Raw genomic sequence first — 17,303 nt, 5'->3', positions numbered from 1 at the left:
CGTGATCTGGAGGATGTCGGGGGTGATACGGGCCAGGCACTGGCCCTCTTCCCGGTTCAGCCGCGGATACCCGAGACGAAGGCCGACCATGCCGAGCGGCCGACGACGATGACCGGGCCCGCGGGGGTCTTGCTGTCACGGACGGGGACTTCGGAGATGAACTCGGGGGCGAATTCGAGGCAGTTGCCGGCGTCGTCGCCGCTGTAGCTGCTCTTGATCCAGGTGGCCGCGCTCAGCTGCTGCTGGTTCATGGTCGCCGTAGCCCTCCATCAAGTCGCTGATCAAAGCGGCTGATTCACGAGCCGACAGGATGTCCGCCCTGAGCACATCATAGATTCGGGTCATCTCGGCGTAGGCGTCCGGATCGTTGTTGAAGTAGCCGCGACTCAGTGACTCCGAATAGATCCAGCGTTCGCCGTCGGGCAACACGAGCAGCGACATCGGCTGGTTGGGGCGATGGAAATCGAAGTGCCCGATCGGAGCCACCTGGATGCGGATGTTGGGGAGCCGCCCCACGCTCAGCAGGTGTGCGCACTGATCCCGCATCACGGCGGGACTCCCCACCGCGTGGCGCAGACAAGTCTCATCCAGCACGGCGATGTACGCAGGTCCTCCTTCGGCAAGGTAGCGCGGCTGCCGACTCAGTCGCGCCCTGACCCGGTTCTCGAGCAGTTCACCACCAGCTCGCCGGGAGAGCAGCGCCCGCACGTAATCCGGGGTCTGCAACAAACCCGGCACGACCATGGACTGGTACTCGTACAGCGCGACAGCCTTCTCCTCCATCTCCACCCTGCGCGCGAACCAGTCCGGATGCTCCACCTGCGGATACCAGTCCACCCGCCCCCACAACCGCCCCAACACCCCACCCGTGTCCAGTACTTCGTCGCACTTCTTCGCGAACGCGTCCTGCGGTACCCGCGTCCCCGCCTCCACCCTCGCGACCAGCGACCGGTCACAGGGGATCTGCTTGGCCAGCGCGTCCTGGGTGAGGAACGCGGCCTCGCGGTAGTGCCGTAACAGCTCTCCGAAGAACTCGGCGTTGGTGGTCACAACACTGGCCCCCTCCGTGACAGGTGCCGGTGGCACGCGCCCGGCATTGATACCGACCGTTCCCGTCCGCCACGCTCGATACACACAGAGTCACGAAGTGGCGTCGGAGCGCACATGACTGAACACATCGAAAGCGGGATCGAAGCGGGAACGGTCGTCTACGACCCCCGTACGGACAAGGTCGGCGAGTACCGCGGCAACGCGGGTCCCTACGCCCTGCTACGACCGCTCGGCGGCGGCCGGGAATGGGAAGCACGGCCGGAGTCGATCCGCCCGGCGACCGCGGAGGAGCGGCTGAGCGCGGAGGTACGGGCGGCCAACCGCCGTTCCACCACGCTCACTTACCCGGTGCTGGACTCCCCGGCCCCGGAACCGGTCCCCGGCTGTGCCTCCTGCGCGGAGTTCGCCGGACAGCGGGAACAGGCCGAGGCACGGTCGGACGCGAGCGGAACGACCGACTCCGCCGTACTCCTCCGCAGGCACCTGCGCCGCGACCACTGGGGCACACGTCCGCGCCGTGTCTTCCGCTTCGTGCCGTATCTGATCACGCAGGACGACAGTGCCGAGCCGGAGTACGAGGCGTACTGTGTCTCCGGCGACGAGACGGACTGCGGGGCGGCGTCCGGGCCGTGCGGTTCGCCCGGGGCGGTGGAGGAGTGGCAGCGTCGGCACACCCGGGACACCCGGCACCTGCGCTACCGCCGCAGCTTCACGGACTACGCGGTGCTGGAGCCGCAGTCCGGTGCTCGCTAGTCGCCCGGCCACCGCAGCACGATGGGCGGCTGCTCCCGGGCGCCCGGGATGTTGATGCGGACACGAGTGGTGAGCGTGGTCCGGTGGACGAGCGGGGGCGGGGCCGCCGGGTCCTTCCGGATCGGCCCCCTCGGCGTGAACCATCTGGTCCGCCCCCATTTTCCCAGGGGTGTACCGTCCGCGCTCGCGCCGCCCGGTACGGCGGTGACGACGTTCAGGAGGACCGCTTCCCGGCCCATGCCGAAGAGAGCGAGCTCCCGGGCCACTTCCGCGATCTCCTCCGGCGGCCGGTCGCAGACCCCTTTGAGGACCAGCACCGTGTCCGTGCTGCCCAGTCGTACCGGCGACAGCAAGAACGGGAGGCTCTGGATGTCCCGTAGTCGGCCGGCGGCCAGCAGGACGCGCGGGGCCAGTCCTCTCAGCCCGATCTCGCGCAGTTGGTCGACCAGTTGCTTGAGGCTGCTGCTCGGACGCTTCGCACCGACCTGGTCCAGCACCTCCAGGACCGCGTCCCGCCCGCCCATCGCCTCCAGTGCGACGACGGACCTCACCAGGGCGCCGAGCTCGCCGTCCTGGACCAGTTCCTTGAGCAGGGGTGCGGGCAAGGGGTGCCCCTCCTCCCACGCCAGCAGGACCCGGTCGACGATCGGTTCGCGGCCGGACGACTCCCGGGATTCCGCGGAGTTGTCCGGAGGGTTGTCCGGCACCGTCTCCGGCGAGTTGTCCGTCGTGCCCGCCCGGTCGTCCTCGCTGGTCGGGGAGTTGTCCGGGCCGGACAACCCGTCCGACTCGTCCTGCAGTTCCTCCTCCAGTCGGTCCAGGTCCCTGGCCCCCTTGTCCAGGATGAACGAGGCCTTCTCCAGCGCGATCTCGATGTCGTCCGGCAGGTCCGCCGGGGGCTCCTCCGACGTCGGCAACACCTCCCCGAGCGCGGTCCCCGCCGCGCCGTGGACCTCGCGCAGGCGTGCGAGCTCGTCAGTGAGCCGGCATACCTGTTCGGCCTGCAGCTCGGCGAGGCGGTCCGCCTTCTCCCGCTCGGCCCGGGCGCGGGCCAGCTCGCTCTCGGCCTGGTCCCGCTGTGCCTCGCTGTGCCGCAGCCGCTCCTGGACGTCCTCCGCCCGGGCCTGCGACCGGTTCCGCTGTGCGGTCAACGTGGCGATGTCGCGCTGGAGTTTGTCGACGAGGGTCAGCAGGATCAGCACCATGTGATTCGCGTCGTTGCGGGCCTTCTCCAGCTCGACGGCTCGTTGCAGTGCCCGGAACAACTGGTCGGACAGCTCGAGCGACTGCCGTTGCACGGCGAGGAGTTCGGCCGTGGGGGTGGCTCCTCCGGCACCCGCGCGCCGCTGCTTTCCGGCGCCCGGCGCGCCGCCGGACCGCTTCGCCCGCTCAGCCCCCTCGAAGTGCACGCGCGCGGCGGTCGTCCATCGTTCGCGTTCGGCCCGGGTCCGGGCGCAGATGTCGGCGACCGCCTCCACGAAGTCCCACTGGAGGTTCACCCCGGCCAGGCGATCCGCGACCGCCGTCCGGGACGGGACCGTGCGGCTCGCGAAGTGTTCGGGCAGCAACTTCCCCATCAGGTCGGCGAGTCGCAGTCCCGCCTCGTCGAGCCATCCCCGCATCGTCTCCGCGAGCCGGTCGGCCGGCTCCGAGGGTCCGCGCAGCGGGCCCCACGGCCGGGTACGGCGCCCCTTGCCCGCACCGACGCCCTGTTCCTCGTCGTCTGTTCGCCCACTCACCGCGCTGACGGCTCCACACTTGTCCGGACTTGTACACGGGACTGCCTGGACTAGTGGAGCCGGGAACGACCGGTCAGCACGCTGGGCGTGTCACCGCCGATTTGCAGGAGTCCCCCATGACGGACCAACTCAATCACGTACTGTCGCTCGTCGCACACGGACTGCTCACACAGCTGCCCACGCAACTGTTGACCGCGGCCGTGGTCGCGGCGACGGCCGCGGCCTGGCGGCGCTACACCAAGCGCCGGGCCGCCGAACGCGCGCGCCGCCCGGGGCAGTCCACGGAAGTGGAGTGAGGGGTTGCGAGGCTCCTGCCGGTGCCGGGTTCGCCGCCCGCTAGCAGGGCGAATCGTCGGGCAGGTGCTCCTTCGCCCACTCGCCGAGTTCCTTCAGCGACGGCTCCAGCGCGGCGCCCGCCGCGGTCAGGCGGTACGAGACCCGCAGCGGCGGGCCCTCGTCGACCTCGCGCACGACGAGTCCCGCGGCGCCGAGTTCGGTGAGCCGGTCGGAGAGCATGCGTTCGCTGATGCCGGGGATGGCGCGGCGCAGGTTGGCGAAGTGGGTCGGCTGGTCCATCAGGACGGACAGGATCGGGCCGTTCCAGCGCTTCCCCAGCACCTGGAAGACGCGCGTGATGCCGACGTCCACACCTTTGCACTGCTCCGGGTCGTGCGTCTGGTCCACCGCCATGGCATCAGGGTACAGGCCCACCACGAGACGGGGCTGAAAAAAAGTAAGCACCTGTGTTATCTATAGCTGAGTACGAATTCTCAGCCCCTCGCGTCTCGCGCCGGGCCCGCTATCCCTGTGTCTGGAGTCACCCATGGCCACCCTTCTCCACATCGACTCGTCGCTCATGCCGGGCGAGGCGTCCGCCTCCCGTGCCGTCACGGAGGCCTTCCGCACGGCATGGCAGGAGCAGCACCCCGACGGCACCGTGATCTACCGCGACCTGGCGGCGAACCCGGTGCCGCACATCACCGCGGCCAGCCACAGCGCCGGTTTCGCCGACCCCGCCACCCACACCCCCGAGCAGGCGGCGGCCTTCGCCGACCGCGTGAAGCTGGTCGAGGAGCTGGAGCGGGCGGACGCGATCCTCATAGGCGCGCCGATGTACAACTTCACGATCCCGTCGACGCTCAAGGCGTGGCTGGACAACGTGATCCTGATCGGTCGCACCGGGGGCGAGAACCCGTCCGCCAAGGGCACTCCGGTCACCGTCGTGGCCAGCCGCGGCGGTTCGTACGCGCCGGGCACCCCGCGGGAGCCGTTCGAGTACGTGCAGAACTACCTGTCCGCGGTCCTCTCCGGCGGCCTCGGCCTCGAAGTCGACTTCATCGTCCCGGAACTGACGATGGCTCCGCAGGTGCCGGCCATGTCCGAGCTCGTGCCGCTCTACGAGGCCTCCCGCGACCGCGCCCTCCAGGAGGCGTCCGACAAGGCAAAGGACCTGGCCGGCCGCCTCGCCGCGTAGCGACCCCGGCGGAGCCGATTGCGCCGATCGGCCCAGCTCCGCATGCGGGTCCGGTGGCGGGCGGTTGTGATGGACGCGTTCTCACCCCGCTACCAGGAGGCCTTCATGCGCATCCGCGCCCTCGCCGTCACCGGCGCCATCGCCGCCACCCTCGCCCTGGGCACCACCGCCGCCTACGCCGACAACGGCGCCAACGCCAACGGTTCCGCGGCCTACAGCCCGGGCGTGCTGTCGGGCAACGTCGTCCAGGTGCCGATCAGCATTCCGATCAACGTGTGCGGCAACAGCATCAACATCATCGGCCTGCTCAACCCGGCGGCCGCCAACGTCTGCATCAACGGCTGACCGCCCGGCGCGCTGCCCGCGTAGCTTCCGGAGGACGACCCATCTCCGGAAGCTCCGGCATGCGTGCAGGTTGTACGCCGGTGAGCCGTCCGAGACGGACAATGCGCCCCTGGGCCGGAGCGGGCGCGAACCCGACACTTACCTCGTATGACGACTGCTCCCGCCGGTTCCACCACCAGTATCGTGCCCGAGTACGGCGACCGGGTCATCGCCGTGGAGGCGGCGGGCTCGGAACCGATCCCCGACGCCGAACGCCACGGCAGCCCGCTCCAGCTCCTGTGGACCTGGGCGTCCCCCAACATCGAGTTCGCGACCGTCTACATCGGCGTGATCGCCGTCCTCTTCTTCGGCCTGGACTTCTGGACGGCGACCGCCGCGATCCTGCTGGGCACCGCGCTCGGCGCGGTCACCCAGGGCGTGCTGTCGCTGGACGGCCCGCGGTTCGGCGTCCCGCAGATGGTGATCGGCCGCTTCTCCTTCGGCTACCTCGGCAACATCCTGCCCTCCGCCGCCAACGGCCTGCTCGCGGGCGTCGGCTGGTTCGCCGTGAACAGCGTGAGCGCGGCCTTCGCCCTCAACACGCTGACCGGTCTGCGGCCCCTCCCCTCCCTGCTGCTCGTCGTGGTCGCGGAGATCCTGATCGGCTTCATCGGCCACAACTTCGTGCACACCTTCGAGAAGTACGCGTTCCCGGCGCTCGCCGTGATCTTCCTGCTGGCCGGGGTGTGGACCTTCAAGGACGCGGACCTCGGCGGGGGCGGCTCGGGCGGCGGTGTCGGCGGCTTCCTGCTCGCTTTCAGCGCGGCCTGGGGGTACGCGGCCGGCTGGAACCCGTACGCCACGGACTACTCGCGCTATCTGCCGCGGACCGCGAACAAGGCGAAGACGGTGCTGTGGCCGGCGGTCGGCCTGTTCGTGTCGGTCTCGATCGTCGCGGTCATCGGCGCCGCCTCGGCCACGATCCTCGCCCCGAAGGACGCCACGCCGACCGCCGCCTTCACCGGCCACCTTCCCGGCTGGCTCGGCGATCTCGTCCTGCTCGCCATCATGCTCGGCGGGGTCTCGGCGAACGCCCTCAACGTGTACTCCGGGGCGATCTCCATCGCCTCCTTCGGCCTGAAGCTCCCCACCTGGCTGAGCCGCAGCGCGCTGGTCGTGGTGTCGGGCATCGCCGGTACGGCGGCGGCCTGGGCCTCGCTGGACGACGCGGGGGCGGCGTACGAGGCGTTCCTGCTGGTCATCGCGTACTGGGTGGCGCCCTGGCTGGGCGTGGTCCTGGTCGAGCGGTGGCTCCAGGGCCGTACCGCGACCGACGAGCAGCTCGCCGCCCGGCTGGCCGACCGCTCCTTCACCAACTGGCCCGGCCTGGCCGCCCTGTTGACCGGCGTCGCGGTCTCCGTCCCGCTCTTCTCCAACCAGGAGGACTACGTGGGCTGGGTGCCGAAGCACCACCCCGCCTTCGGCGACATCACACCGGTGGTCGGCTTCGCGGTGAGCGCGCTGCTGTACGCGGCACTGCGGAGCCGGGCCAGGCGGACGCCGTGACCCGGCCCGGGTGACCAGCTAGTCCTGCCGCGACCTGACGTACTCCTCGTACTTCTCGGCGCTCATCAGGCCGTCGAGAGCCTTCTTGTCGGAGACCTGGATCTTGATCAGCCACGCCTCGCCGTGCGGGTCCTCGTTGAGCAGCTCGGGTTCGGAGTTCAGGAGCTCGTTCATCTCGATCACCTTGCCACCCACCGGCATGTAGACCTCGGTCACCGCCTTCACGGACTCCAGGGTGCCGAACTCCTGGCCCGCGTCGATCGTACGGCCCACGGTCGGTACCTCCACGAACACGATGTCTCCGAGCTGCTTCTGGGCGAACTCGGTGATCCCGATCTCGGCGGAGCCGCCGTTCATGCGGATCCATTCGTGTTCCCGGGTGTACTTGAAGTCGGACGGGTACATGGCGCGGCTCCTTCGAGTTCGGTCGGCGCCATCAGCCTGCCACCCCCGTCGCCCTGCGTAACGATCCGGATACACCACCCGGGTGACGGCCCGCCGGGCCCGGTTCCGGGGCCGTTCACTCGTGGCGCTGCGCTTCCTCCCGCGTCGGCTGGGAGGGGACTCTCGTCGTGAGCGGTGCGGCGGGGCGGGCGGTGCTGCGGGGTGCTCCTTCGAAGCGGCTCGGAAACGGGTACTTCCGGTCCAGGAAGGCGTGGATCGCGGCCTGGGTGGCCGCCCTGGTCTCCGGGGGCGTGTCCACGTCGTTGAGGCAGAAGAAGTCGATGTCCTCGCCGGCCGTGAGGCGGGCCAGGCGGCGGCGCATGTCCGGTGTGCCCAGCTGGACGTAGCGGAAGCGGTAGTCGGCGGGGACGGCCCGGCCGGTCGCCAGCGCCCAGTGGTGGTGGAGCGTGGACGCGGGGGGCACGTCGGAGGTGGAACGGAAGCGCGAGTAGGCGGTCCGTTCGAGTTCCTCGATCCCGAGGTCCTCCATCTCCCGCATGACCGAGAGCAGTTGGGGATGCGGGGTGTGCAGCGACTTGTGCGTGATGTGTCTGCCGTGGAAGCGCCTGATCACCTCGCGGGCGTTCTTGCCGGCGGAGTTCGGGGCCGGTTCGAGTGGGTGCGGGGCGCCGACCCCGAGTTTCAGGGGGGACAGCGGGATGCGGGCGATGCCGTTGCCGTGGAAGAAGTGCCCGGGCCCCACCGGGCGGTTGATGAAGACGTCGTCGTTGAAGTAGAGGTAGTGCTCCGACAGGCCGGGGATGTGGTGCAGGCCGCTTTCTATGGCGTGGGAGTTGAAGACGGGGAGCGCGTCGGCCGGGAGGATGTCCCGGTGGTCGATCACCGTCAGGCCCTCCGCGTCCGGGTCCAGCCAGTCGGGGATCTGGGAGTCGGTCACGAGGTAGACGCGCCGGACGAACCCGGCGTACATCTCCAGTGAGCGCAGTGCGTACCTCAGTTCGTCATGGCTGGTGTACCGGGAGGCGCCGGTCTCGCGCGGAGCGATGACGTTGTCGGAGAGTTCCTGATGGGCGCGGCGCTTCGCGGCCATCGCCGGGTCGTCCCCGTCGACCCAGGTGTACACGGCGTCGACGGGGAACAGCACCTCGTCGATGCCGGGCTCGGCGAACGGGGCGAACGTCGGGACGGTGCGGCGGTGACCCGCCGCCGGTTGCCGCGCGGCCACCGGCAGCACCTCCGCCACGGGGTTGCGGCGCGGGGCGACGAGCGCCGGGCCGAAGACGTCCGGCAGCCGGCTGCCGGGCACGGTGAGCCAGGCGGGATCGGTACCCGCGGCCGTACCCGGGGCGCTGCCCGCGGCCGTACCCGGGGCGCTGCCCGCGGCCGTGTCCGGGGCGGCGCCGAGGTCCCGGCCGTGCCGCCAGAACTCGATGTCGCACCCCGTTTCGAGGCCGCTGAGCAGCTGCCCCTCCGGGCCGAGGCGCACCACACCGGTGCGGAGCACCGCGGCCCGCCGCAGGGCCCGCGGCAGCCTGCCGTCGGCCCACAACACCGCGGTCGTCACGGCGCCGTCCGGTCCGACGGCGCCGACGTACCCGGCGGTGCCCGCGAAACGCTGGGCGGCCCGGGCGAGGACCGCACCGCGGTACGACTCCTCGACGCCCACGACCTGCCGCGGCACGCCGTGCCCGTGGTCGGAGGGCACCAGGAAGTACGGGACCTGCAGCCCTTCCAGGAGGGTGCAGACGCGTTCGAGATCGGCTTCGACGGCGTCCGAGGCGGTGTACGCGGCGACCGTGCGGCCGTACAGCCGCGTCGATCCGAGGGTGATCCCCCGCGTTCCGGGTACGGCGGCCCGCAGGCGTCGTCGGGCCCGGGTCGCGCGCAGGGCCCAGAGCCCGGCCGACACCCGGGTCCACAGGCGCACCAGAAGGCTCCCGGCGGTGCGCAGGCCCGCGGGCGCCGTGAAGCGGTGACGGATGTCCATGCCCCCCGGCCCCCGTCAGTCCTGCTTCTCGAAGGGGCTCGCGAAGGGGAAGTAGTCCTCCAGGAACTCGTTCATCCGGACGCCGACCCGCTCCCGTTCCTCGGGCGCCACGTCGACGTCGTTGAGGCAGAAGAAGTCGAAGCGGCGGTTGCGGCGCAGCTCGGCCAGCCGGGCCTCCGCGTCCGGGCGGCTGATGTTGACGTACCGGAAGCCGAACCGGCCCGGCACGCCGTGGCCGGTCATCAGCGCGTACTGGTAGAGCAGCGGGGCCGTCACGGCGATGTCCTGGGGCGAACGGAAGCGGGACGCCGTGGTGCGGCGGATGTCCTCCGGGAAGAGCTCCTCCAGGGCCCGCAGTGTCTCCCGCCGCTGCGGCAGCGGGGTGTGCATGAAGTTGTTCGTGGTCATCCGCCCGAACCTCTCCAGCAGCAGCCGGCGGACGTTCTTGCTCGCGGAATTGGTGGCCGTCTCCTCGGCGTGCGGCTTGCCGACGCCTATCTTGAGCGGGGACACCGGGATCTTCATCAGACCGCTGCCGTGGAAGAAGTGCTCCGCGGTGACCCGGCGGCCGACGAACACGTCGTCGTTGAAGTAGAGGTAGTGCTCCGACAGGCCGGGGATGTGGTGCAGCCGGGTCTCGATCGCGTGCGAGTTGAACACCGGCAGGACGTCCGCCGGGAAGATGTCGCGGTGGTCGACGACCGTGATCCCCGGGGCGGTGTCGTCGAGCCAGTGCGGCTTCTGGCCGTCGGTCACGATGTAGATGTGGCGGACGAAGTCGGCGTACATGGCCAGCGAGCGCAGTGAGTACTTGAGCTCGTCGTGGCTGGTGTAGCGGGAGGCGTTGGTCTCCTTGTCCAGGATCTCGGCGGTGCCGCGCTCCTGGTACCGGGCGCGCTTGGCGCGCATCTCCGGCTCCTCGCCGTCCACCCAGGTGTATACCACGTCGACGGGGAAGGTCACGTCGTTCACGGTCGGCCGGGTGAGCGCGGCGAAGCTCGGCAGTTCCCGGTCGCCGATCCGCACCAGGGCCGGCTTCTGCTCGGACGCCGGCAGTACGTCCGTGATGCCGTTGTTCCGCGGTGCGACGAGGGACTCCGCGAAGATGTCCTCGGACGCCTGCGGCTGGACCGCGGCCAGCCGCCGGGGGCCCTTGTCGGAGGCGAGGAGTTCCGCCCCGTCCTCCCAGAACTCGACGTCGCAGGCGAGCTCCGGGCCGGCGAGCAGCTGGCCCGCGGGGCCCAGGTGGTTCTCCCCGATGCGCAGGACCGGGGCCGTGCGCAGCGGGGCCGGCAGGACACCGTCCATGAACAGGGCGGGGTGCTTGAGCTTTCCGCCGGGCAGCGGCCTGCCGATGAACACCGCCTTCCCCGCGTTCCGCGCCTCGAGGGCGGTGAGGAGACGCTCCCGGTCAAGGGCGTTCACGCCGATGGTGTGGCGGGTGCGCGAGGCCGGCACCAGGAAGTAGGGGATGCCTTCCTGCTCCAGCGCGGCGAGGACCAGTCCGAGGTTGGCGGCGGCCGCCTCGGCGGCGGTGAACCGGGTCACGACCCGTCCGTAGAGCTGCTGGCCGCGCACCGCCACCGGGCGGAGCACCGGGTCCGTGACCGCTGCTCTGCGGCGGCGCCGCAGGGTACGCAGCTGCCACACCTTCTCGGCGGCCTTCCGCTCGACTCGCGGTCGCACCCGCCGGGCAAAGGAACGCACGGTCACGTTCTGAACTCCTCTACATCAACCCCTACACACCCTTGTGTTAACCAGACGGACACCTAAGGCGGATGGTTGTAGAAATCTTCTCGGAGAATTAAAGGTAAACCGATCCCACACACAAGCAACTCATACATACATGTGCTATCAGCCACCTCACGCGAGCGAAGCCGGAACGCCCTAGCCGTCGTCCCGCAGCCGCCGCCAGATCCGGGTGCGGTGCAGCACGTAGACGGCGACGACCAGGGTGAGCAGCTGAAGGCCCACGGCGAGCAGCCAGAACTCGTCCCGGGTCCCCAGCCGGTCCGTCAGGAAGGTGAAGTTCATGCCGAAGAACCCGGTCAGGAACGACAGCGGCAGGAAGATCACCGACACGATGGCCAGCCGGTTGATCACGCCGTTCTGTTCGCCCGCGACCAGGGACGAGTAGCTGGCCAGGGCGCGCCGCGCGGCGTCCTGGAGGGACTCGATGTCCGTGCGGACCAGACGTGCCGCGCGGGCGAACTCCTGGGCGAGGCGCTGCCGTTCGACCGGGAAGTCGCTGCTCATCATCCTGCGGGTGACCACCTCGTCGACCGCCTGGAGGTAGGGCAGCAGCGAGTGGTGCAGGAGGGCGGCACGGCGGCGCAGCTGGGACAGCAGGTAGATCTGCTCGGGGTGCCGGTCCTCGAACATGGCGTCCTCCAGCTCCTCCACCTGGAGCAGCGCGTCCACCGTGGCCCGGCGGAACGTCGCCAGCGCCTCCTGGAGCAGCAGGAACAGCGTGGCCACGGCGTCATGGGGCCGCTCCCGTCGCAGCTGCGCCCTCAGGCCCGGCGCCAGGACGGCCGGGCCCCAGTGGGCGGCCACCAGGAAACGCTCGCCGGCCAGGGCGTGCACATGGGTGACCCGGCCGTCCACGACCACGGGTACGACGAAACCGGCGATGTCCCCCAGGAACTCGGCCCGCGGCGACTCGTCCGGCACGCCGAACCAGTCCAGGTCCTCGTCGTCCAGCCCGAGCCGCCGGACCACCGGCTCCTCCGCCGGGTCCGCCTCCTGCGGCAGCTGGACCCCGAGGATCAGGAACGGGTCCCCGGCGAGCCGCCGACGGGCCTCCGGCACGGAGATGCGCGTCGTGCCCCCGTCCGGCACCGACACCATCGTCACGATCATCCCGTCACCCACGCTCCCAGCCTGCGTGGGGCCCGCGGCCCGCGCACGCGCTGCCGCCGACCAGGCGCGGGCCGTCCGGGCGAGGCGGCGGCCCGGTACGGCATGGTCCCCGGGACGTGGCTCCCCGCGGCGAATACCGAGGTCTCCCCCACCCGGGAGAGGCCCGTGCCCGATCCTGGACCCCGAGCGCCTCTGAACGGGCTTCGCTAGGCCACCGTGCGCAGCCCCCGTACCCGGGCCGCCCCCGTCCCCCGGACCACCCGGTGCGCGCAGGCCGCCGTCAGGAGTTCGCCAAGCAGGTCCGGGTCGTCGATCTCCAGGCCGAGGAGGGACTCGATGCGTTCCAGGCGCTGGTAGAGGGACTGGCGGCCGATGTGCAGGAGGGCGGCCGTGCGGGTCGGTGAGCAGCCGTGCCGCAGGTGCACCTCAAGGGTGCGGACCAGATCGCTGGCGTGGGCCGCCTCCCAGGCCAGCAGTGGGCCGAGGGTGTGCTGGACGAGGGCGGCGAGACGTTCGCGGTTGGCGGCGATCCCGCCCCGGGTCAGCTCCCGCTCCAGGGCGAGGGCGCGGGCCGAGGTCACCGACGGGCCCTCGGGCAGCGCCGGTTCCGCGGGCGGCACGGTCAGCGCGAGTTCGAGGGTGGTCCGGGCCGCCCGCAGCGTCTCGCTCCAGTGCAGCCAGCCGCCGGGGCCGACCGCGTGTCCGACGGCGACCGTGGCCCCCGCCTCGGCGGCACCCCGGAACGCCTCCTGCACGGCCCGCACGGGATCGCCGGGGACCGCGGCCGGCACCGCGAGCAGCGCCAGGACGTCCCCGGGGAACGCGGCCCGCAGCACCCCGGCCCCGCCCAGCACCCGTACCGCCCGGTCCACCGCGCCGACGCCCCGGCTGCCGTGCAGCGAGACGCCGAGGAGCCGGGCGCCGGGGCCGGGATGGAACCCGCCGAGCGCGGCCCGCGCTTCCACCTCGGGCTGGTTGAGGGCCTGCCCGTCGGCCAGGTCGGCGAGGAGCGCCGCCGCGTGGTCGTCGCCCCAGGGCCGGACGAGCGTACGGCGGCCGGACAGGCCCCGGGCCACGATCGCCCGGTTGGCGGCCTCGGCGATCCGGACGAAGGGCACCACCCGGTGCAGGGCGAGCAGCGGCAGGCCGAGGCGGCAGGCCTCGTCGGTCACCTCCGGCGGCATGCTGGGCAGCGCCCGCCCGACCTCCACCGCGAGCCCGGCCGCACCGCGCGCCGCCAGCTCCCGCACATAGCGGCGGCGGACCTCGTCGCCGGCGTCGGTCAGCCCGAAGCCGTTGGTGAGGAGCAGTTCGCCGCCGTCGAGGAAGTTGGCGCCCTCGTAGACCTCGCTGGAGTGGACCCAGCGCACGGGGCGGTCCAGGGCGCCCTGTCCGGCGAGGAGTTCGGGGCGGGCCGCCCGCACCGGGTCGAGGGCCAGGACTTCGCGGAGGGTGAGTGCGGGCACGGTGACCTCCAGGGGACGGGCACGGCCGCTGACATTTCGTCCGGCCGGGGGTTGCCCGGAGGGTACTTTCCGCACGTTGCCCTCGTGTTTCGGCCACAGGAGAGTGAAGTCATGCAGCCCATGGATCCGCTGGACACCCTGGCCCCTCTGGACCGGACCCAGGCCCGTGCCTGGCTCGCCACCGCCGTCGCCGAGGCCCGCGCCGGACTCGCCGAGGGGGGCATCCCGATCGGCGCCGCCCTCTACGGCGCCGACGGCGCACTGCTCGGCCGCGGCCACAACCGGCGTGTGCAGGACGACGACCCCTCCATGCACGCGGAGACGGCCGCCTTCCGCGCGGCGGGCCGCCAGCGCACCTACCGCGGCACCACCATGGTGACCACCCTGTCCCCGTGCTGGTACTGCTCCGGCCTGGTCCGCCAGTTCGGCATCTCCCGGGTCGTGATCGGCGAGGCGGCCACCTTCCACGGCGGCCACGACTGGCTCGCCGACCACGGCGTGTGGATCGTCCTGCTGGACGACCCGGAGTGCACCGCCCTGATGCGCGACTTCATCAAGAACAACCCGGCTCTGTGGAACGAGGACATCGGTGAATGACACGACCAGCAGCCCCCGTATCCCCACCGTCGACCTGCGCCCCTGGCTCGACGGGGACGAGGCGGACCGGCGGGAGATCGCCCGGACCGTCGACGGTGCTCTTCAGACCGCCGGGTTCCTGCTCGTCACCGGGCACGGGGTGGACGCGGAGTTGCGGGGCGCGGTCCGGGAGGCCGCGCGGCGGTTCTTCGGGCTGTCCGACGAGGTGAAGCGGGCGTACGAGGTGAAGGTCGGGGGGCGTGGCTGGCTGGGGCCCGGGGCGGAGGCCAACGGGTACTCGGAGGGCACCGAGACGCCGCCCGACCTGAAGGAGTCGCTGACCTTCGCGACCCACGAGCCGTTCGAGGACCCGGTGGTCAACGCCGAGTGGTACGCGCCCAACGTGTGGCCGGCGGAGGTGCCGGAGCTGCGGGTGGCCTGCGAGGAGTACCTGGCGCGGATGGCCGAGCTGGAGAAGGAGCTGCTGTCCCTCCTCGGGTACGCGCTCGGGATCGAACAGGACTTCTTCTCCCGGCACATGGACCACCCGACGTACGGCTTCAACATCAACTGGTATCCGGGGACCGAGGTGCTCGGCGAGCCCGCGCCGGGGCAGTTCCGGATCGGGCCGCACACCGACTTCGGGACGGTGACCATCCTGGACCGGCAGGCGGGCAAGGGCGGGTTGCAGGTGTACACCGACGAGGGCGGGTGGGAGGACGCGCCGTACGACCCGGCCGCCTTCACCATCAACATCGGTGACCTGATGGCCCGTTGGACCGGTGACCGGTGGCGGTCGGGACGGCACCGGGTGCTGCCGCCGCCCACCGACGCGCCCGGCGAGGAGCTGATGTCCCTGGTCTACTTCGGCGAGTGCACCCCGGGCACCACCGTCGAGTCCGTCCCGGCGCCGGTCGGGCGGGTGGCGTACCCGCCGGTCGACTCGCACGTCTACCTGCGGGAGAAGCTGGACTCCATCACCGTCGGCTGAGGCCGGCACCCCGGTATGCGTGTGTCACAGATCACAGATCGATTCGGTTTGCGTGGATGACCGGATCGATCTGCGGTCGTTTGCACCCTCCATCACAGGACGCCCTCCCGGTAACCCGCTCCCAGCAGGTGCTTTGACGTTCCTTCAAGCAACTGTCACACAAGTGGAGTTGGGATTCCGATTACCCGGGACCATTCGCGCTGGTTTTTGTGCACTGTGTGTTCGAGAAGGGTCACAGCAAGCCACGAGGAACTCGGTAGTGTGGTCGCACTCCCCTCTCGGGGTCAGGCCAGCAGGCACAGATCCAGCCTGCCGTCGTGTCACCGAGAGAAAGGAGAAACGATCCATGGCCAACGCCGAGGAGACCGAGTCGGAGGAACCGGGAGAACCTCCCGATCAGCCGACCGGCCCCGAGGAGCCGGATCACCCTGACGGTACAAGCCTGCGCTGGGAGCGCCTGCAGCTGGTCATCGACGCCGTGAGCGTCGCGATCGGACTCATCGGGCTCTGGCGTGGGTGCGGCGGATGAGGTAGCACCCTCACCCGCCGCGTACTGCCGGGTCGGCCAACTGGGTCCGCGTCCTGGACCGGTGCACCACACATCGCCAGGGCGCGGGCCCGCTCACTTCCAGACCCGTACATACGCACTCACGCACGGAACACCGCGGGAGTCCGATGGGATCCCCCACGTCGCGCGCTCCGCGTTCCTCGATACTGCCGCGTGGCACACCACTTGGAGAACCCTCTCGAACCCTAGACGGTACCAGGAGACCACTCTGCCTGCGGCGCGGTCGGCGCGCCGGGCACCCCCACCGGGTGTGCGGCCGCCGGGAACAGGGCCGAAACGGTACCGCTCCCGCGCGCGTGTCCGGCGTGACGTGCGTGGGAAGGCGTTCTCATGGCCCGTGGCACGGCACCCTTCAGTTCCGCGGCACTACGCGAGGTACGACGATGGCGGCGCGTCGACGGCCGGCTGCTGAGCGCGGCCGAACTCGCCCGTCGCGTCGGCACCTCCAAGTCCCGGATCCTCGCCTACGAGAAGGGCACCTCGGTGCCCGAGCCGCAGCGCATCGAGCAGCTCGCCGAGGTCTTCGGCATCCCGCCGCGCCGGCTGTGCCCGACGGTGCCCGACGCGGCGGACGGCATCCGCCGGCTGCGCGTCGCCGCGGGCCTCACCAGCGCCGAGGCGGCCGAGCGGCTCGGCATCAGCCGGAACACCTACCGGGACCTGGAACTGCACGCCAAACTCCCGGCCCGCCGGTACGCCACCCTGCCGCAGCGGCTCGCCGAGGTCTTCGAGGTCAGTCCGCGCACCGTCCACCGCTCGCTCGACTCGCATCCGCAGGCGGCGGAGCGGCGCCAGGAGATCGCCCGGCTGCTGACCGCCCTGTTCCGCCGTGCCCACGAGACCGGCCGGCCGGCCGCCGTCGGCGCCGACGAGCCGGAACTGCGCGCCCTGGCCGCGCTGTTGCGGCGTTCGGTCGGGATGACCTGCCGGCTGGTCGACCACGAGCTGGGGCGGCTGCGCGGCTACCTCCGGGAACGCGCCGCGGAGGAGGCGACCGCCGCCTACGGACAGGACGAGGACGACATCCGCCGGGCGCGGGACCAGGTCAGGCAGCTGACCGAGCGGATAGAACGGGCGGCGGTCCAGGCGGCCGTCTCCTGGACCCGGTTCCTGGCCGAGGCGATGACCAGCCGGCAGTGGCGGCTGGTGGTGCGGCTGCTGAACGCCGAGGCGGTACCGGAGGCGCGCCTGCTCGACTTCGGTGAACTGGAGGCCTGGCAGGGGCTGGCCGCGCAGGGCCTGATCACCCGCGAACGCACCCCCGACGGCGGCACCAGCGGCTTCGTGCTCACCCCCGCGGGACTGGGCCGGGCACTGCACGAGGCCCGGCTGTACGCCTGCCTGTACCCCAGGGTTCCGGCGCCGTCCCGCACGGCGCGGGTGGTCGCCCGGCGCAAGTTCCTCGACGCCCGCAAACGGTGGACACCGGCCGCACCCGTTCAGAACAGGCCCACAGCCGGGCCGGTTTCGTAACCATACGGACACCGTGCGCTATGGCCGGAAGCAACTCCCCCTTCTTACACTTGCGTTGAGGGGGGACTG

Annotated in this window: 17 protein-coding genes and 1 pseudogene; 9 read left to right on the top strand and 9 right to left on the bottom strand. The window is 71.1% G+C overall.

Annotated elements, in window-relative coordinates; genetic code table 11:
* Positions 1 to 56: 56 nt before the first annotated feature.
* Positions 57 to 167 (bottom strand): annotated as a pseudogene (locus ACGFZQ_RS46865) (DUF397 domain-containing protein); the annotation flags it as partial.
* The gene (locus tag ACGFZQ_RS46860; RefSeq protein ID WP_393845653.1) at positions 136 to 1,050 is read right to left on the bottom strand and encodes a Scr1 family TA system antitoxin-like transcriptional regulator; all 915 of its coding nucleotides are present in this window, start codon (positions 1,048 to 1,050) and stop codon (positions 136 to 138) included. The pseudogene ACGFZQ_RS46865 and the gene ACGFZQ_RS46860, both read right to left, overlap by 32 nt.
* Before the next feature lie 114 nt (positions 1,051 to 1,164).
* On the opposite strand from ACGFZQ_RS46860, the gene ACGFZQ_RS46855 reads away from it, so the two are divergent.
* Entirely contained in the window at positions 1,165 to 1,803 is a 639-nt protein-coding gene (locus tag ACGFZQ_RS46855) for a hypothetical protein (RefSeq protein WP_393845652.1), read from the top strand.
* On the opposite strand, the gene ACGFZQ_RS46850 is transcribed toward ACGFZQ_RS46855, so the two are convergent.
* Positions 1,800 to 3,542, bottom strand: a complete 1,743-nt coding sequence (locus ACGFZQ_RS46850) for a hypothetical protein (RefSeq protein ID WP_393845651.1) — start codon at positions 3,540 to 3,542, stop codon at positions 1,800 to 1,802. The two genes, ACGFZQ_RS46855 and ACGFZQ_RS46850, sit on opposite strands and share 4 nt — an antisense overlap.
* 116 nt (positions 3,543 to 3,658) lie before the next feature.
* Here ACGFZQ_RS46850 and ACGFZQ_RS46845 point away from each other — a divergent pair, with 116 nt between their 5' ends.
* Positions 3,659 to 3,838, top strand: coding sequence for a hypothetical protein (locus tag ACGFZQ_RS46845; RefSeq protein ID WP_393845650.1), 180 nt, complete (start codon positions 3,659 to 3,661; stop codon positions 3,836 to 3,838).
* Between the two features lie 40 nt (positions 3,839 to 3,878).
* On the opposite strand, the gene ACGFZQ_RS46840 is transcribed toward ACGFZQ_RS46845, so the two are convergent.
* A complete protein-coding gene (locus ACGFZQ_RS46840; RefSeq protein ID WP_393845649.1) occupies positions 3,879 to 4,232 on the bottom strand; it encodes a winged helix-turn-helix transcriptional regulator in 354 nt (117 codons plus the stop codon).
* 133 nt (positions 4,233 to 4,365) lie between these two features.
* On the opposite strand from ACGFZQ_RS46840, the gene ACGFZQ_RS46835 reads away from it, so the two are divergent.
* The 3 genes from ACGFZQ_RS46835 to ACGFZQ_RS46825 all read left to right on the top strand — a co-directional run bounded on the left by ACGFZQ_RS46835 (position 4,366) and on the right by ACGFZQ_RS46825 (position 6,906).
* Positions 4,366 to 5,016: an NAD(P)H-dependent oxidoreductase gene (locus ACGFZQ_RS46835; protein ID WP_351741083.1), complete on the top strand. Its 651-nt coding sequence runs from the start codon at positions 4,366 to 4,368 to the stop codon at positions 5,014 to 5,016.
* Between the two features lie 69 nt (positions 5,017 to 5,085).
* Entirely contained in the window at positions 5,086 to 5,361 is a 276-nt protein-coding gene (locus ACGFZQ_RS46830) for a chaplin (protein ID WP_393845648.1), read from the top strand.
* Positions 5,362 to 5,508: 147 nt separating this feature from the next.
* Positions 5,509 to 6,906 carry a purine-cytosine permease family protein gene (locus tag ACGFZQ_RS46825; RefSeq protein WP_393845647.1) on the top strand — a complete coding sequence of 466 codons (1,398 nt, stop codon included), beginning with the start codon at positions 5,509 to 5,511 and terminating at the stop codon, positions 6,904 to 6,906.
* An 18-nt stretch (positions 6,907 to 6,924) separates the two neighbouring features.
* Here ACGFZQ_RS46825 and gcvH read toward each other — a convergent pair whose 3' ends face one another.
* The 5 genes from gcvH to ACGFZQ_RS46800 form a co-directional block, all read right to left on the bottom strand.
* A complete protein-coding gene (gene gcvH, locus ACGFZQ_RS46820) occupies positions 6,925 to 7,311 on the bottom strand; it encodes a glycine cleavage system protein GcvH (RefSeq protein ID WP_393845646.1) in 387 nt (128 codons plus the stop codon).
* Positions 7,312 to 7,426: 115 nt separating this feature from the next.
* Positions 7,427 to 9,298: a stealth family protein gene (locus ACGFZQ_RS46815; protein WP_393845645.1), complete on the bottom strand. Its 1,872-nt coding sequence runs from the start codon at positions 9,296 to 9,298 to the stop codon at positions 7,427 to 7,429.
* Positions 9,299 to 9,313: 15 nt separating this feature from the next.
* On the bottom strand, positions 9,314 to 11,011 hold the full coding sequence (locus tag ACGFZQ_RS46810) for a stealth family protein (protein ID WP_393845644.1): 1,698 nt from the start codon (positions 11,009 to 11,011) through the stop codon (positions 9,314 to 9,316).
* Positions 11,012 to 11,185: 174 nt separating this feature from the next.
* Positions 11,186 to 12,172 carry a CorA family divalent cation transporter gene (locus ACGFZQ_RS46805; RefSeq protein ID WP_393845643.1) on the bottom strand — a complete coding sequence of 329 codons (987 nt, stop codon included), beginning with the start codon at positions 12,170 to 12,172 and terminating at the stop codon, positions 11,186 to 11,188.
* Positions 12,173 to 12,366: 194 nt separating this feature from the next.
* Positions 12,367 to 13,626, bottom strand: a complete 1,260-nt coding sequence (locus ACGFZQ_RS46800) for a PucR family transcriptional regulator (protein ID WP_393845642.1) — start codon at positions 13,624 to 13,626, stop codon at positions 12,367 to 12,369.
* A gap of 111 nt (positions 13,627 to 13,737) precedes the next feature.
* On the opposite strand from ACGFZQ_RS46800, the gene ACGFZQ_RS46795 reads away from it, so the two are divergent.
* The 4 genes from ACGFZQ_RS46795 to ACGFZQ_RS46780 all read left to right on the top strand — a co-directional run bounded on the left by ACGFZQ_RS46795 (position 13,738) and on the right by ACGFZQ_RS46780 (position 17,234).
* Positions 13,738 to 14,223, top strand: a complete 486-nt coding sequence (locus tag ACGFZQ_RS46795) for a nucleoside deaminase (RefSeq protein ID WP_393845641.1) — start codon at positions 13,738 to 13,740, stop codon at positions 14,221 to 14,223.
* Positions 14,216 to 15,193 (top strand): isopenicillin N synthase family dioxygenase, encoded by a 978-nt coding sequence (locus tag ACGFZQ_RS46790; RefSeq protein ID WP_393845640.1) that lies wholly within the window; start codon positions 14,216 to 14,218, stop codon positions 15,191 to 15,193. The genes ACGFZQ_RS46795 and ACGFZQ_RS46790 overlap by 8 nt, the downstream gene beginning before the upstream one ends.
* A gap of 346 nt (positions 15,194 to 15,539) precedes the next feature.
* Positions 15,540 to 15,722 (top strand): hypothetical protein, encoded by a 183-nt coding sequence (locus ACGFZQ_RS46785; RefSeq protein ID WP_393845639.1) that lies wholly within the window; start codon positions 15,540 to 15,542, stop codon positions 15,720 to 15,722.
* A gap of 369 nt (positions 15,723 to 16,091) precedes the next feature.
* Entirely contained in the window at positions 16,092 to 17,234 is a 1,143-nt protein-coding gene (locus ACGFZQ_RS46780; RefSeq protein ID WP_393845638.1) for a helix-turn-helix domain-containing protein, read from the top strand.
* Positions 17,235 to 17,303 lie beyond the last annotated feature (69 nt).

The sequence above is a fragment of the Streptomyces sp. NPDC048254 genome (genome assembly GCF_043201895.1).
Taxonomy (GTDB): domain Bacteria; phylum Actinomycetota; class Actinomycetes; order Streptomycetales; family Streptomycetaceae; genus Streptomyces.
This window is presented reverse-complemented; position numbering and strand designations above follow the sequence as displayed.